The following is a 15,567-nucleotide window of genomic DNA, read 5'->3' as shown; positions in this document are numbered from 1 at the left end:
AACGTCTATGATCAAAAAAATGTACATGAAACGATTTATTTATTTTTTTGTATTTTTTCTGCTGCTGACGTTAAGTTTGTTTTTCGTGATGAATCGCCTGAGTTCCAAAACGCTGGAAGAAAATCTGATCGGCGCTTCCAAAAACCAGCTTGATTACGTGAAAGGCATTCTTGACGGGATTATGTATGAGGCAAACATGTACGGGGTTCAGTTTGCGGCTGACAGCGATGTTCGCTTCTATCAGAATCATGTGATCGAGCTGAGCAATTACGATTCGCAAATGAAAAAAAATGACATCGTTGACCGTTTGCGGCAAACGCTCCTGTCCAGCCGGTCCATTGAATCGATCGGTATTTACTGGACGTCCGAAGAAACGTTCCTGTCGACCAACAATACGCTTGAAGCGAGGCTTCCTTTCCAAAAGGTTCATCGCCAGGGATGGCAAATCCAGGGCGACAGCTTGTATTACTTTGCCATCTACCCTTACATCCATAAATCCGGGCAAACGGAACCGGCTCAGTATGTAGTCGGCGTAAAGCTGAATACCGATTATTTGAAAAGCCTGCTAAAAAAGGCGGTGAACAATGACAGCTCCAACGCCTTTTTCCTGTTTAATCAGCAGCGGTTGTGGAGTGAGGGAGAAGTCGATACCGACTTGTTGAAAGCGATTACGGATATGCTTTCGCCCGGGCAGGACGCAACGTTAAAATATGATTATCATACAAATTCGGACGATTACTATGTTCTTTCCCGATATATAGAACCGATCGATGCCTACCTGATTACATATACGCGCACGAATGATTTTCTGCAACCGCTCGACCGCAGCCGCAAAGTTTTCCTTGCCAGCATCTTAGCGGTGCTGACGCTCGGCCTGGTTGTCATTTTTACGTTTTACCGAAACTACGACCGCAATATCCGATTAATGGAGAAAAAATTTTTGCAGGTCGAGCAGGGCAATCACAGCACGCGCATTACCGAAAACACCGATAACGAATTTTACGGCCTCTTCCGGAGCTTTAACCACATGGTTGCGGAAATTCAGGGTCTGTTCGTATCTTTAAAGACTGAAACGGAGCTGAGAAGAAGTGCGGAGCTGAAACAGCTGCAAGCCCAGATTAATCCTCATTTTCTGTATAACAGTCTGTTCTTCATCATGTCGGTGGCCCAATTCTCTCCGGATGCCGTCATGCGTATGAGCAAACATCTGGCCGAGTATTATCGCTATTTAACCAAATTGGATCAGCATGAAGTCACTCTGGAAAGCGAGCTGCAATTTGCGGAACACTATCTCATCATCATGACGCTCAGCAAAAAGATCGAGTACAACATCGATGTACCGCCGGAACTGGCCTCCACCCCCCTGATGCCTCTCATGATTCAGCCCGTCGTGGAGAACGCCATTCAACATGGAATCGAAGGACAGCAGGGAGCCCATCGGGTAACCATCGATATCAAAAGGGCGGAAGCAGCCATTCTAATCAAAGTGTCGGATGACGGAAAAGGGCTTGCACCGGACGAAATTCGCCGTTTGGAGGCTCAGCTTGAACACGCTACCCCGCCGGAAGGGACAAGAGGCGTGGGTCTCTGGAATGTGAACCGGCGCTTGAAAAATACGTACGGAGAGGCTAGCGGATTGCAATTTTCCGTGAATGATTGGGGCGGCTTGTCTGTCCTGCTGCTGATCGAGATGCCTATAGAGAAAGGGGAACGCCTATGCGATTATTAATCGTGGATGACGGACATTATGTCGTCGAGTATATGAAACACTTGCTGGATTGGAAAGCCTTCGGCATCGATCAGATTGAAACGACGACCAATTCGATCGAAGCGAGGGACATGCTGAATCGAAGCCCTGTAGATATTTTGATCACGGATATCCGCATGCCTGAGGTTTCGGGATTAGATTTGCTTCAACATATTCACATAAACAGTTTGCCGACGAAGGTCATCATCCTTTCCGGCTATTCGCAGTTCGATTATGCGCAGCAAGGCATCCGGTTAGGGGCACTCGACTATTTACTGAAACCCGTGGATAAAGATGACGTCGAGAAAGCCATGTCTAAAGCCATCCAACACATTGTGAAGACAAGGCCCGTTCAACCTGCCTCATGGGACAACTTTGACGGTTTGGGGTACATGCTCTCCCTTCTTGGAGAAAACGAGGCATTAAAGAAGGAATTCGCTGCTTATTCGGAAGGTTTAGGGCAGCATCGTTTTTGCGGTTTCAGGGCAGAGGATTGTTCCCCAGAGGATGTGAGTCGTTTAAAGGATGCTGTCGGGGACAAATGGAGCCGTCTCGTTTGGACTGCAGGCAGGCGGCTGATCGCTTTTGTTCCGGAAGACGCCGCGGGGAAACTGGCCGATCAGTTCGATCACGCGGTCTTGTCCCCTCCGTTTTCCTTGAACGATCGCAACGAAACCCGGCAGCTGTTTTATGAATTTTTCCTGAATGAGGACGTATCGTCAGACGACTTTACACGGGTATTCAAACAATTGCCGTCATGCGGGGAATGGGAATCCTTCAACAATGTTGTTCATCAATATGAACGAATCGTTCACCGAAAACAAAAAATGATCTTTCTTATGGAGAGGATTATTGATATATATCTTGCAGATCAACATCGGAATGCCTCTGAAGCCGCGGATTGGATATTCAATCGGCTTCGGAATCCCGACGAACTTTGGCCGATTCTAAAGGGCAGCGTCAGCCGGATCAGCAGCAGCAAGCAGATGTCCATTCAGAACATCGTCACGAAAGTGCAAAGGCATATCGAAGACCATCTGGCTCATGGACTCAGCCTGGATGAGCTGGGGAAAGTCGCCCATCTTCATCCTGTCTACCTTTCCAAACTTTTCAAACAGGAAACGGGTGAAAACGTCTCTAACTACATCTCCAGAAAACGGTTGGAGAAAGCTTCACAACTGCTGCAGGACTCCGAACTTCGCATCGCCGACATCGCCCACATGGTCGGTTACAAAAAAAATCAGTATTTCATCCAATTGTTCAAGGAAAAATACGGAGTTACGCCCTATCAGTACCGCAGAAACACAATCCATCAATGAAGCGGAAAGTTACGCTGCCGTTGTCATTTCCATCGATACAAGAAGTCGCAAGGGAAGCGACTTCTTGGCATCCAAGGGTTTATTCGTCTGCACGAACTCATTGATGTTCTTATACGGAAATATCCAGACTTCCGCCCAAATTCGGATGCGGCGCCGGAACCGTCTTGAGCATCTCGGCCATCTGTTGGCCTTGTTGCTCCGCCATATTTTTGGACATGGACAACACCTGCAAGCTGGCTGACTGGGCAAGCGAAGTTTGGCTCATTGCGATCGACAAAGCGGCAATATCCATCCTCTCTCCTCCTTTCTCCCCTTGTATTCGGGTCTTTCCTATATATCGGTTGAACGTGCGGAAATTGAAAGACTTACCCCAAAACCTTCAGCTCGCCATCCATTTCACGGCCTCGAATCGTTACCTTTACGAGCAGCTGTTCAGGCTGGGAATACTGTTCTTTGACCTCTGCAATCAGCTTTTTGGCGATCTCCTCAATCTGTCGCAATGTCGTATCTTCCGGCAGCCGGAGCATTCTGGCAATCTCATGCTGACGATAGCAGCTTTCATAACCCGGAACTGACTCCGCTCCAAGAGCTCTGATCTCGAATTCGACTTTCATATTTTCCGACATGTCGATCCATCCCTTCCTTTTCTCCGGAATTGCGGCGTAAAGCCTTCATTCCGCTCTTCTGTTTGACATGGACTTGGGAAAAAGCAGTTCAAATCTCGTCCCGTCAGACGCACCGTTTAAATGAAGCGTTCCCTTATGCAATTCCGCAATCTGGCGGACGATGGACAACCCGAGCCCTGTACCGCCGTCCTCCGTCCGTGCGGCATCCCCTCGCACGAAAGGATCAAAGATCACGTCCGTCAAATTCGCCGGAATGCCTACGCCGTTGTCCGCCACCGCCAATGAAACGAACTCTCCCGCCTCCGCCAGCTCGATCGTTACCTTCGTTCCCGGCGGATTGTGCTTCATCGCATTGGACAGCAAATTGGACATCGCCCGATGCATCAAGCGTAAGTCGCAATCTGCCATGAGGTGTTCCGGAGAGCAATCCACTTCCAACGTGTACTGTTCCAGTTCGAAGAGCTCGTAAAATTCCGCAGCAACCTCCCTCGTCAACTCGGCGATATCCGTATGTTCCAGCATGAGCGGATAATCCGGCCTGTCCAGCTTGGACAACATGACAATCTGGTCGATCATCGCGGTAACTTGCTCCGCTTTGCCATACATCAAACGATACGTTTTGACCTTGTTCTCTTCGCCCTCAACCATGTCAAGCTCCAGGGCTTTGGCATATCCTTGGATGATGGTGATCGGCGTCTTCAAATCGTGGGACAGATCGGCAAGCATTTGCCTTTTTTCCCGCTCCAGCTTGCGGTTGTCCTCCCGTGCCCGTTCCAGTACTTCCGCCATCTCGTTGAACGACTTCTGAATGACCTCAAATTCATAACCACCATCGATGTCCAGGCGCTTTCCATACTCTCCTTCTTTCATTCCCTGAATGGCAGAAGCGATCCGTTCGAGCGGTCTCGTCACCCGTCTCGCACTCCACATGCTGTAGACCACGCAGCAAGCGCCGAATCCACCGAACAACAACGTGAGATGAATATGATTTATCTCCAAAGTCTGGTTTTCCACATCAAGCACAAGCAGCACAAAGACCCCTATCACGATGCTTAGCGCTGCTGCAAACCAGACGGCCGACTTCAGCATGGCATCGAACCATTTTTCCTTCTTCAAGGGATATCCTCTTTTCTGGCAAACTTGTATCCAAGCCCCCGAATGGTCTGAATATATATCGGCTTTCGGGGATCTTCCTCCACCTTGTCCCTGAGCCTGGAAATGTGAACCATGACGGTATTGGCGTCTTCATAATAAGGATCGGACCACACCTGCTCGAAGAGCTGTTTTTTGGTATACACCCTGCCGGGCGCCTGCATCAGCATGGAAAGCAATTTGTATTCCATTGCGGTCAGCGCGATGGCGCGTTCTTTTTTATACAGAATGCAGTCCCGGTGGCTCAGCCGCAATTCGCCGACCACCGTAACTTCGTCACTCTCCACCTTCTGATCGGATAGGGACACGTCATTAAAATCATACGTCCGCCGCAGCAGCGCCCGGATTCGGGCCACAACCTCAAGCGGATTAAAAGGTTTCCCGATGAAATCATCGGCGCCAAGCAGTAGTCCGTTGATTTTGTCATCATGGCGATTTTTGGCAGACAACATGATGACTGGAAGCTTATATTCCGTGCGCAACAGCTTCAGCAGCTCGATTCCATCGATGCCTGGCATCATAATATCCAGCACCGCAAGGTCGATTCGCTCGTTATGCAAGCACGCCCATGCCTCTGCACCATTATGGGCCTCGATCACACGAATGCCTTCCTTAGCCAGAAATAAGCCGAGCAATTCCACAATCTCGTGATGGTCATCCACCAACAGCACCGTTCGTTCCACGCCAATCTCCCTCTTCCATCATTTGTACATAATCCCAGTGTATCATGCTCATCCTCTCTTGGCGTATTTTGTAAGGTTAATTTATGATTCGTGACAGACCCATGAAAGAATCCGGCATTACAATGGGTCCAACGATATAAACCGCACGAATCAATCACACTAGGGCACTGCAAGTGCAGTACCATCTTCCGATCGCTGTTATCCCCAGATTGGTTCCTGCCTTCTCCGTTAACGTTTGGATGTTTTTGGCGGTTTATATAGGAACTTATTCTGCTTGAGGAGGCACATAACACATGAAACACCGATGGTCTTCTATATTGCTGGCCTTGCTCATGACGATCATGGGAACGGGATACTTCCCGGATCAGGCCGCAGCCCAAGAAGCGATTCGCCCGCATGAGTTGCAGCAGGCGGCCGATTCGGCCGTGGAAAAGGCACTGGCGCGCGAGTCCATTCCTGGCGTCGCCGTCGTTGTCACGCTGCAAGACCGGATCATTTTCCAGAAAGGATACGGATTCGCGGATGTTGAACATGGCGTACCGATGGACCCGGAACGAACGATTCTGCCGGTCGGATCGCTAAGCAAAAGCCTCACGGCAACAGCCATTATGCAATTGGAAGAACAGGGAAAGGTATCGCTGGATCAAGACGTGAACAGTTACCTCTCATCCTTCCATGTCCCGATGTTCCAGCAGCAGCCCATCACACTGCATCACTTGCTCACACATACTGCAGGTCTGGATGATGCCATGTACGGCGTAGAGGCCGCCTCTCCCTCCAAAGCCGTGGAGCTTAGGACATTCATGAAGCATTATTTCGACGAGCAGCCGCCTGTTCGTCTACCCGGCGAAGCATTTGCCTATAACAATGCCAATTATGGCCTAATCGCCAGTCTGCTGGAGGATGTGTCGGGAAAACCGATCGATGATTATATGTCCCGGTATATTTTCGAGCCGCTGGATATGCCGAGTGCTGGCATTTCAGCCCCTCTATCACCGGACATGGCCCGTTCGTACACGTTTGAGGACGGATCCTATGTCCCTCTCCCCCACTCATACGTCAACATGCCGGGTGCCGGAGGCGTAAGCATGGTGCCGGTGGAATGGGCGCATTACATGATTGCGCAATTAAATGACGGCATGTTTCGCGGGAAACGTCTCCTTCATGCCGACACGGTGCGGCAAATGCAGGCACGCCACTTTGCCGAGCATCCCGACCTGGAAGGCGTAGGGTACGGTTTTTTCCGTACACGGCTGCGAAGCGGGCTGTTGACGTTGTCCCATACTGGCGATATTAACGGTTTTTCGGCCAAAATGGTGCTCGTGCCTTCCCGCAAGCTGGGCATATTCGTCATTAGCAACGCACCGTCGCAAGGCGGGAAATTGCACGATTCGATCATATCCTCCATCGTTCAGCTTCTTCCTGAAGCAAGACAAGAGCTTAAAGTGAATCAAACGCCGGTTTCTTCCCAGCTGCAGCAATATGCCCGGACCTATACGTTGACGCTTGGACCTTTGCATGGCTGGGGCAAGTGGCTGCGGTGGCTTGGGACAAGGGACTACGAAGTGAGCGCATCGGAGAACCACCTTGTTATCCATGGGATCTTTCCGGATGGGCCGGGGGAGAAGGAAAGTCGCATCTATGAGCCCATAGGCACCGGACTGTTTCGGGAACAAGAAAGCGACAATACCGTTTCGTTTAAGCAGGGTCGCGATGAATGGAGTATGAGTTTTACTCAGGGAGTTACCTTGGCTGAAAAACCTCCCTGGTGGCGCCATCCTGCCACATCATTAGCCATATATGTTACGATTGCGGTGTCATGGGTGCTTTTATTCGTCATCGGGGTCGTCCGCTGTCTGCTGCGTGTTATTTCGCCCAAACGATTCGGCCCTGCCTCGGCCTGTTCATCTACATGGATTGCTGCCATATTTACCTGTTACTTGTCCGGGCAATTGTTGTATGGCAATTCGGAAGCAATGATTCACGGTTATCCCTGGTGGTATGTTTGGTGTTTCTCGGCCTTGCCCTTCATCGGGCTGGTTCGTGCTTGGTATATCGCCGTCATGAAGCTCAGGCCTCTGCAACCGCACATTCGCAATCGGATCGTGCCCTCCTTGACTTCATGCCTGATCGCCGGCCTCAGCTTGCTCACCGTTGCTTTTCTTTTTTATTGGAACATGCTTCCTCTACATTATAGTTGACTCATGGAGGCTCGTTCTCCATAAACATAGACAAAGGCGGCTTCGCATCATGCGAAACCGCCTTTGTCTTTTTGCCGGGTTCTGTCCGCTTCGTCCAGCAGACGATAGCTCAAAATCGTTTTGTTGTGAAAAACAATGGATTCCACGTCCAGAAACGTTCCCTTAGAATGCCTGCAGATTCTCCATATGCACCGTTTGCCACTCGTCATACTGCTCGGTAACGATCGCAAATCCTTGCCGCATCCAAAAATCCACGGCCCCCGGAAGGAAGCGATGAGTATGCAAATACAGCGTATTGTACGCCATTTCCCGCACGGCATCCTTCAATGCGCTGGCAAGCAACGAACCGATGCCGTGTCTGCGGTATTCCGCATCCACGTAGCATTTCACCACTTCGGCGGCCGCCCCTTCGGGATACCGTCCTTTGATTTCTTCGATGCGCCCGTCGTACGGCACAATCCCTATGGAGCCAATAATCTCGTTGTTCTCGGTTACTGCGACCAGAAACTTGCTTTGATCCGAATGCATGTAATGCGCATGGAAATGCAGCAAGTCCGTCGGCAGCGTTTCGTGATTCAGCATCGGGAATACTTCGCGCCGCACCTTCATCGCAAACCGGACGGCTGCGTCCACCTGATGTTCCTGAATCGCCATGACTTTCGGCATGGCTTGAAGCGGTATGGCCATCTCCTCATTCCTTATCTCTTGGTTTGGGCTTGCCGCCCCCGGATCGGCAGGAAGCGAGCATTGCGATCAGCGTCTTCCATTCCCTTTCCATCTTATAAGAAATACGGCCGAACCAGCAATACGATAAAAAGGAAAGCCGATTCCTGCGAAGGGAAGTCGGCTTTCCTTTTTCAAAGCAAGCTTCTGTACGATTACTCAAAGTACTTTGCGCCATTGCTCGAGATGACCTCTTTGTACCAATGGAAGCTTTTCTTCGGAATTCTTCTTAACGAACCGCTGCCATCGTTGTTCCGGTCTACATAAATGTAGCCGTACCGTTTCTTCATCTCCCCGGTTCCGGCGCTGACAAGGTCAATCGGTCCCCAGCTCGTGTAACCGATGATGTCGACGCCATCCTGAATCGCCTCGGCCATTTCGGCAAAATGGCGGTCCAGATAGTCGATGCGATAATCGTCCTCGACCGTATCATTTTCGAGCAGCACGTCCGTCGCGCCCAACCCGTTCTCGACGATGAAAAGCGGTTTGCCGTAACGGTCATGCAATTGGTTGCATGTAATGCGCAGCCCTTTCGGATCGATCGTCCAACCCCATTCGGAGGCTTCTAAATACGGATTTTTCACCGATCCGAACACGTTGCCCTCCGTGGAATTTTTCAGCACCTCCGGATCGGCGCTGGTGCAGCGGCTCGCGTAATAACTGAAACCGATGTAGTCCACCGTGTTTTCCCGCAGCAGTTCGAGATCGCCTTCTTCCATTTGAAGCTCGATGCCGCGTTCCCGGAAAAAGCGTTTCGTATATCCCGGATATTCGCCTTTGGACTGCACGTCGATGAAGAAGAACGATTCACGGTCCAACTCCATCGCTTTCCATACATCTTCCGGATTGCTCGTATACGGATATACCGTTCCCGCCGCAAGCATGCAACCAATCATCGCATTTGGAATGATCTCGTGACAGGCTTTGACGGCAAGCGCGCTGGCAATCAGTTCATGATGGGCTGCCTGGTACAATACCTTTTCCTTGTCGTCGCCGTCGTTCAGGACGATCCCCGCCCCGATATAAGGAAGATGCAGCAGCATGTTGATTTCGTTAAACGTCATCCAGTATTTCACTTTGTTCCGGTAGCGTTCAAACAATGTGCGAGCATATGTTTCAAAAAATCCGACCATCTTGCGGTTGGTCCACCCGCCATAGTTCTTCACCAAACTTACAGGCACATCGAAATGGCAGATCGTAACGACAGGTTCAATGTTGTGCTTGAGCAGCTCGTCAAACACATCGTCGTAAAATTGGAGTCCGGCTTCGTTCGGCTGCGCGTCATCCCCGTTCGGGAAAATCCTCGCCCAGGCGATGGACATCCTGAAGCTTTTGAAGCCCATTTCCGCGAAAAGCGCAATATCTTCTTTGTAACGATGATAGAAATCGATCGCCCCATGGGAAGGATAAAACTCGCTTTCCTTGGGCTCAAACGAATCCAGTGCTCCCATTGCGATCTTCATGCGGTCCGGTCCAATCGGGATCAAATCCACCGTGGTCAGACCTTTGCCATCTTCCAGATAAGCGCCTTCGAGCTGATTGGCTGCAGTAGCTCCTCCCCAGAGAAAATTCTCCGGGAAGGACGTATACGTTTTAAACATATATTTCGTTTCCTCCTATCCAAACTTGAAATCAAGTCATCTGAAAATCATTGATTCGGGGAAGTTAACCCAAAACCGTAAGCAGTTTTTCTTTTTCGTTCACGGTGGCGTGTTTGGTCCCTACGACATCCAGATAAGCGGACGTGTTCGCAACGATAATCGGCGTTACCGTTTCATACCCTGCATCCTTGATCGCCTGCAAATCGAATTCCATGATCAGATCACCAACGTTGACGCGGTCCCCATCTTTCACATGCGGCGTGAAATGCTGGCCTTTCAGTTGAACAGTATCTTGGCCGATATGAATGAGCATTTCCACGCCGTCGTCGCTGACCAGTCCGATCGCATGTTTCGTGCGATATACTGTCTGTACTACACCATTAACAGGGGATACGACACGGCCGCTTGTTGGACGAATCGCAATGCCTTTACCCATATGCTCTCCGGCAAACGTCACATCGTTGATCTCTTTCAGCTCGACCACTTCGCCAGCCATCGGGCTTGCGATTTCGAATTTTTGGTTCGGGTTTGGTTCCAATTCTGTTTTTGGCGCAGGCGCCGCTTCTGCCTTCTTCTCTTCCGGTTCTTTGAATCCAGTCACATAGACGAGAATGAAGCCCAGGATGAATGCAATCAGCGTAGCCGCAATCGTCCAGAAGAATATAGCGTCCATGCCTGTTTCGGGGTTAACGTAGCTCGGATATCCGAAAATGCCCAGACCACCGATGATGTACCCTTTTGTGCCCACATATCCGAGAATGCCGCCTCCGATGGCCGCCGCGATACAACTCATGATGAACGGTTTTTTCAATGGGAGCGTCACGCCGTAAATAGCCGGTTCAGTTACTCCGAAAATACCCGATATAAAGGCCGGAGCGCCCAGCGTTTTCAGTTTGGTGCTTTTGGACTTGACGATAACCGCAAGCACAGCTCCGATCTGAGCAAAGGATGCCGCGAAAGACATGGCCAAAACCGGATCATATCCCAAATTCGCCAAGTTCACGAAGGCCACAGGAACGAGTCCCCAGTGAAGTCCGAACAATACAAACACTTGCCATAGACCACCAATTACGAGACCTGTAATCAGAGGACTCAGTCCGTAAATCCAAGTTGTGAACGCTCCCAGCAATTGACCCGCCCATGTAGAGATCGGACCGATCAACAGGAACGTGAGTGGTACGATGACGAGCAAAGTGCAAAACGGAACCAGGAAGTTGCTGACCACTTTAGGCATAACTTTTTTGAAAAACCGCTCTATCTTCACCGCAAAGAACGTGGCTACGATGATCGGGATAACCGATGAAGCATAATCCATCAAAATGACCGGGATACCTAAAAATTCAATGCGAATAGGTGATTCGAACAAGGTGCCGGCAAACAACGTATACATGGGTTCTCCGGCTCTGATGCCCGCCAATGTCGGGTAGACCAGCGAAGCACCGATGGCCATGCCCAGGAACGGTGTTCCTCCGAACTTTTTGATGGCCGTGTATCCAAGGAAGATCGGGAAGAAGTAGAACAAGCAATCCCCCACTGCATTTAACAGCGCATACGTCCCTGACGTATTGTCCACCCATCCCAGCGATACAAACATGGCTGTAAATCCTTTGATCATCCCGGTCGCGGCAAGCAAACCAAGAACCGGAGTAAACACGCCCGAGATCATGTCAATAAAGCGGTTAAACAAGTTGCCCTTCGGACCGGAGTCTGCTTTGTCTTCATCTACCTGACCTTCGGCAGACAAATTCCCTGCTTTGACAACGGCTTTATACACATCAGGCACTTCATTACCAATAACGACTTGGTATTGGCCGCCACTCTGCATGACGGTGATGACGCCTGGCAAATTTTTAAGCTCTTCCGTTTTGGCGACGCCTTCATCTTTCAGTTTAAAGCGCAATCTCGTTACGCAATGGAACACGCTGTTTACGTTTCCGGGACCACCAACGCGGGACAGAATGTCCTTAGCCAATTGATCGTAGTTCATTGTAATTCTCCCTTTCTGATTGAACTTTCTGCGGTGAAACAAAGAAAACCTGAACTACTGAATCCACGCAGCGCGCCGGTATTTCTCCGGAACACAGGTCGTGTGATTCAGCAATTCAGGTTTTGCCCTTAACGGTTGCAACCCTGTAAGGCTGTACACAATAGATATTTGGTTGTGAACCCCCACATCTTGTTTCAAAAGTAAGTTGCAACCCATCTTTATCGTTTCAAGGTGGTCGGAGTTGCCTGATTGAACAGTTACAACCCGTTTGTTGTATGCGCTTACTTTATGTGATTATAATAGCTCATCCGTTTTACAATTGCAAGCGTTTTATTATTAAAATTAATAAAATTATTTTACTCTGTCGTCGCATGCACTACACGCTCAATGTGGATGGACAGATACATCAATTCTTCGTTGGTCAGTTGATACGTGTAGTTGTTTTCGATGAACTTTTTGATTTTGAGCGAGCATTTGTGAGCTTCCGGATATTTCTTCTGGATCATTTCGAACAACTCGTCATCGTTGTTGTTTTTGTAATGTTTGCCGTTGACCAACCGCTGCGAGAAAAACTTCAAATGGGTGACGAAGCGATAATACGTCAGTGAATTTTCGTCAAAGTCCATTTTGAAGTGATACTTGATGATCGTCAAAATCTCCTGCATCACTTGGGTCATGCTGCGAATATTGGGCATTTCCTCGTTGAGAGCGGCGTTTACAAAATGCAGCGCCATAAATCCGGCTTCGTCCTCGGGCAGCAGGATGCCGAACTGGTCGCAAATCATGTTCAGCGCCTCGAGCCCCACTTCGAATTCGTCCTTGTAGAGCTGCTTGGTTTCCCATAACAACCCGTTCCGAATAGGCAAATTGTTTTTGTAACGCTCGATGGCAAAGTGAATGTGATCGGTCAGGTGAAGATAAATGCTTTCGTTCAGCTTTTTGCCCAGCTTCAATTTGGCATAATTAATGATCTCCTCGGATACCTTCATGTACTCCAAGGGAATGCTTGCGATCAGCGCTTTGAAATTTTCCTGGATGTCTTCGTTTTGAAGCGTGAATATTTTATCAATATGCTCTTCGGCAACCATGTCGCCCGCACGCTTCTGAAATGCGATTCCGCGCCCGATCACGATGACTTCCCGCTCGTCCTTAACGGCAACGACAGCATTATTGTTGAGGACCTTTTCAATTTTCACTTTATCACTCCAATATACAGAAAAAGGCAAACCTTACCTTCGTCAGGTATATGGCATCGCCCATTTCAATGTCAACTATTGCGTGAAATTATGTTATTACATTTTTCTACATTATACAACAGTAATTTTAATGGGTTTGAAACAATCTTGTTTTATTCGCAGGGATGAATCACGGCGGAAATCATGGCGTTTGCATTTAGACAATATAGTTACTTGGAGAACGATAAAGATTAAAAAATCTCCTTTTCGGTACTCGTCAATTATAGATCTAAGTTTCCCTCCTGAAACCGGTTTTCATGCAAGTCCTTGCATCGTCATATGATATTCAGACTGTCATGATGCGATATGCGCCCCGTTTTCTGCGGGTGAACATGCGTGGTTATATGAGGCCAAATATAAATCGTTTGTAAATGTTGGGAAATTTCAAATTCCGGAAACCAACGTGTTTTGATCCGAAATGGATTTATACTTTCTTTCACAAAAGGTTACAGATTGAACCTTTCCTTGATCTGCCGAGCCGTCTCCTCCGGAGTCAGATTCGTATTATTGATTCTAACATAGTGCTGATGCGTGATTTCACCTGGTTCTGAATTCAGCCGATACTTTTCCATGCTTTCCAGCAAGTCCTGCTCGGACCATGCCACATCCCGTTTCGTTGGTTTGTGCAGCAGCCTGTGCGGACTGCGATTGCGTGCGAGCCGTTCCGCCGGATCGGCCTCCAACTCCACGTAGCACACCTGCGCCCCTCTCGATTCGAACATTTCACGAAGCTGCCGGATGTATTCCCCATCCTCGGCCACATCAAATGCCCACACATATGTAAAAATTAATCCGGGAAGGTCGCTTTTCGATACCTCTTCGAAAATTTCCCGGCGGAACAAGCTGACGAGCCGTTTGCCCTGCGGGGTACCGTAACTGAAATAAGGCGATACCAAATCGATCGTCATGTGATTGTGAAATAGCTTTAGGCCGGTGATCTTCTCCAGCTCCTGCCCTACCGTCATCTTGCCTACCGCTTGCGGCCCAACAATAATAACCAGTTTCATGGTGATCACTCCTCGTTTTGTTCGTATATCCCACCTAAGAATATATTGGATATCCATCCATATTACATGTGAACAGGAAAATTAGATATACTTCAGTCCACGTTTTTGCAAACCAAAAAAGAGACTTCAGCCCCTTCGGCACATGCCGGAAGTCTGAAATCTCTCTTGTTGCTGCGAATAAGCTCAGCCATCGAACATCATTGTCCAATGAGCACCCATCCCCATTTCACTTTGCGCAAACCGACTGCAAACATCCAGGATAGAAGCAGCGCAGCCGCATAAGACATTACGATGCCGAGACTGAAGTTCTGCAGCAGCAGGGCCGCAAGTTCGCGCCGCCAGAAGAGCAGGATCATCGGATGGATCAGGAACACGCCGAACGAAACGGTACCCAGGGAATTCAACACTTTGGCGACACGTTTGGCAGCAGGCCTTTTCCGGCGCTCAATCCATGCGCATACGAGCAGCAGCAGCAAGCAGGCAGAAAGTGTAAACAAATTCCGAAAAACGAATAATAGCGCATAAGCCACGAATGAATCGGAAGCAAACATGCTTTTGATCATTCCGCCGCCATAGATAAAGACGGCCCCTCCGGCCATCAGGGCGAGCAGCAGAGCGATTTTCCATGCCCTCAACCTCTTCAGTGCCGCCTCGTAATTCAGGCCAGCCCATGCACCGAAACCGATGACAATCAGGTAGCTTGGCAGCAGGCTGCCGAGCCGTTCAAAGTGGAATTGCAAATGGAGCGCATAAAAAACGGCTTGCCCTGCCACAAAAAACAAAGGGAAATATCGTTTTACCAACCGATATCGCGTCAAGGCAAGGAGCCAAGGAAATACGATGTAAAATTGCAAAATAATAAGGAAAAAGTACAAATGGGTGTGCGCGCGTCCTGTCAGCAGCTGCTCCGCCAAGCGTGGCCAATGGTCCTGCGGCTGTTCGCCGGCAAGCCATTCCTTGACGACAAAATAAATGAAGGACCAGACGAGATACGGGACGAACACGTATAACAAACGTTTTTTGTAAAACTTCAGCTTCCAGCCCTGCTCATTGGTTCGTGCGCTATAGTTGTAGAATAACACCAGTGACGATAAAAACAGGAATGCCGGTACGGCAAACTGCAAAAAGCTGTTCCAGAAAAAATAAAACTGGTGGTCCAACGTCTGTTTGGGATAATGCGCGACCGCCGTAGACGTTGCATGAATGGCCACCACCGCCATGATCGCAAAGGCCCGGAAAAAGCCCAAATACGAAATGCGCTGTGGCCGAGTAGCCGGTAGTTCCAT

13 protein-coding genes are annotated in these 15,567 nt (G+C 49.3%); 3 read left to right on the top strand and 10 right to left on the bottom strand.

Annotation, left to right across the window (positions count from 1 at the left end):
• Window positions 1–7 precede the first annotated feature (7 nt).
• Both L6H98_RS00495 and L6H98_RS00490 read left to right on the top strand, forming a co-directional pair.
• Complete coding sequence (locus L6H98_RS00495; RefSeq protein ID WP_236412060.1) at window positions 8–1,729, top strand: histidine kinase; 1,722 nt, start codon at window positions 8–10, stop codon at window positions 1,727–1,729.
• Window positions 1,717–3,066 carry a response regulator gene (locus L6H98_RS00490; protein ID WP_236412058.1) on the top strand — a complete coding sequence of 450 codons (1,350 nt, stop codon included), beginning with the start codon at window positions 1,717–1,719 and terminating at the stop codon, window positions 3,064–3,066. Before L6H98_RS00495 ends, L6H98_RS00490 begins: the two co-directional genes overlap by 13 nt.
• 109 nt (window positions 3,067–3,175) lie before the next feature.
• Here L6H98_RS00490 and L6H98_RS00485 read toward each other — a convergent pair whose 3' ends face one another.
• The 4 genes from L6H98_RS00485 to L6H98_RS00470 form a co-directional block, all read right to left on the bottom strand.
• Window positions 3,176–3,358 (bottom strand): YjfB family protein, encoded by a 183-nt coding sequence (locus L6H98_RS00485; RefSeq protein ID WP_236412057.1) that lies wholly within the window; start codon window positions 3,356–3,358, stop codon window positions 3,176–3,178.
• Between the two features lie 73 nt (window positions 3,359–3,431).
• Complete coding sequence (locus tag L6H98_RS00480) at window positions 3,432–3,692, bottom strand: hypothetical protein (RefSeq protein ID WP_236412054.1); 261 nt, start codon at window positions 3,690–3,692, stop codon at window positions 3,432–3,434.
• Between the two features lie 45 nt (window positions 3,693–3,737).
• Entirely contained in the window at window positions 3,738–4,808 is a 1,071-nt protein-coding gene (locus L6H98_RS00475) for a HAMP domain-containing sensor histidine kinase (protein ID WP_236412052.1), read from the bottom strand.
• Entirely contained in the window at window positions 4,805–5,527 is a 723-nt protein-coding gene (locus tag L6H98_RS00470; RefSeq protein WP_236412050.1) for a response regulator transcription factor, read from the bottom strand. The genes L6H98_RS00475 and L6H98_RS00470 overlap by 4 nt, the downstream gene beginning before the upstream one ends.
• A 293-nt stretch (window positions 5,528–5,820) precedes the next feature.
• On the opposite strand from L6H98_RS00470, the gene L6H98_RS00465 reads away from it, so the two are divergent.
• Window positions 5,821–7,728: a serine hydrolase domain-containing protein gene (locus L6H98_RS00465; protein ID WP_236412047.1), complete on the top strand. Its 1,908-nt coding sequence runs from the start codon at window positions 5,821–5,823 to the stop codon at window positions 7,726–7,728.
• A 162-nt stretch (window positions 7,729–7,890) separates the two neighbouring features.
• On the opposite strand, the gene L6H98_RS00460 is transcribed toward L6H98_RS00465, so the two are convergent.
• The 6 genes from L6H98_RS00460 to L6H98_RS00435 form a co-directional block, all read right to left on the bottom strand.
• Entirely contained in the window at window positions 7,891–8,415 is a 525-nt protein-coding gene (locus L6H98_RS00460; protein ID WP_236412045.1) for a GNAT family N-acetyltransferase, read from the bottom strand.
• Between the two features lie 191 nt (window positions 8,416–8,606).
• Window positions 8,607–10,052, bottom strand: coding sequence for a 6-phospho-beta-glucosidase (locus tag L6H98_RS00455; protein WP_236412043.1), 1,446 nt, complete (start codon window positions 10,050–10,052; stop codon window positions 8,607–8,609).
• A gap of 64 nt (window positions 10,053–10,116) precedes the next feature.
• Complete coding sequence (locus tag L6H98_RS00450) at window positions 10,117–12,039, bottom strand: beta-glucoside-specific PTS transporter subunit IIABC (protein WP_236412041.1); 1,923 nt, start codon at window positions 12,037–12,039, stop codon at window positions 10,117–10,119.
• A gap of 356 nt (window positions 12,040–12,395) precedes the next feature.
• Window positions 12,396–13,235, bottom strand: coding sequence for a BglG family transcription antiterminator LicT (licT, locus tag L6H98_RS00445; RefSeq protein WP_236412032.1), 840 nt, complete (start codon window positions 13,233–13,235; stop codon window positions 12,396–12,398).
• A 485-nt stretch (window positions 13,236–13,720) separates the two neighbouring features.
• Complete coding sequence (locus L6H98_RS00440) at window positions 13,721–14,281, bottom strand: AAA family ATPase (protein WP_236412030.1); 561 nt, start codon at window positions 14,279–14,281, stop codon at window positions 13,721–13,723.
• 197 nt (window positions 14,282–14,478) lie between these two features.
• The gene (locus L6H98_RS00435; RefSeq protein ID WP_236412029.1) at window positions 14,479–15,567 is read right to left on the bottom strand and encodes an acyltransferase; all 1,089 of its coding nucleotides are present in this window, start codon (window positions 15,565–15,567) and stop codon (window positions 14,479–14,481) included.

This window comes from Paenibacillus sp. JJ-223 (genome assembly GCF_927798175.1).
In the GTDB taxonomy this organism is placed as follows: Bacteria; Bacillota; Bacilli; order Paenibacillales; family Paenibacillaceae; genus Paenibacillus; species Paenibacillus hubeiensis.
The sequence above is the reverse complement of the archived record's forward strand: the minus strand, read 5'-3'. Positions and strand labels throughout refer to the sequence as shown.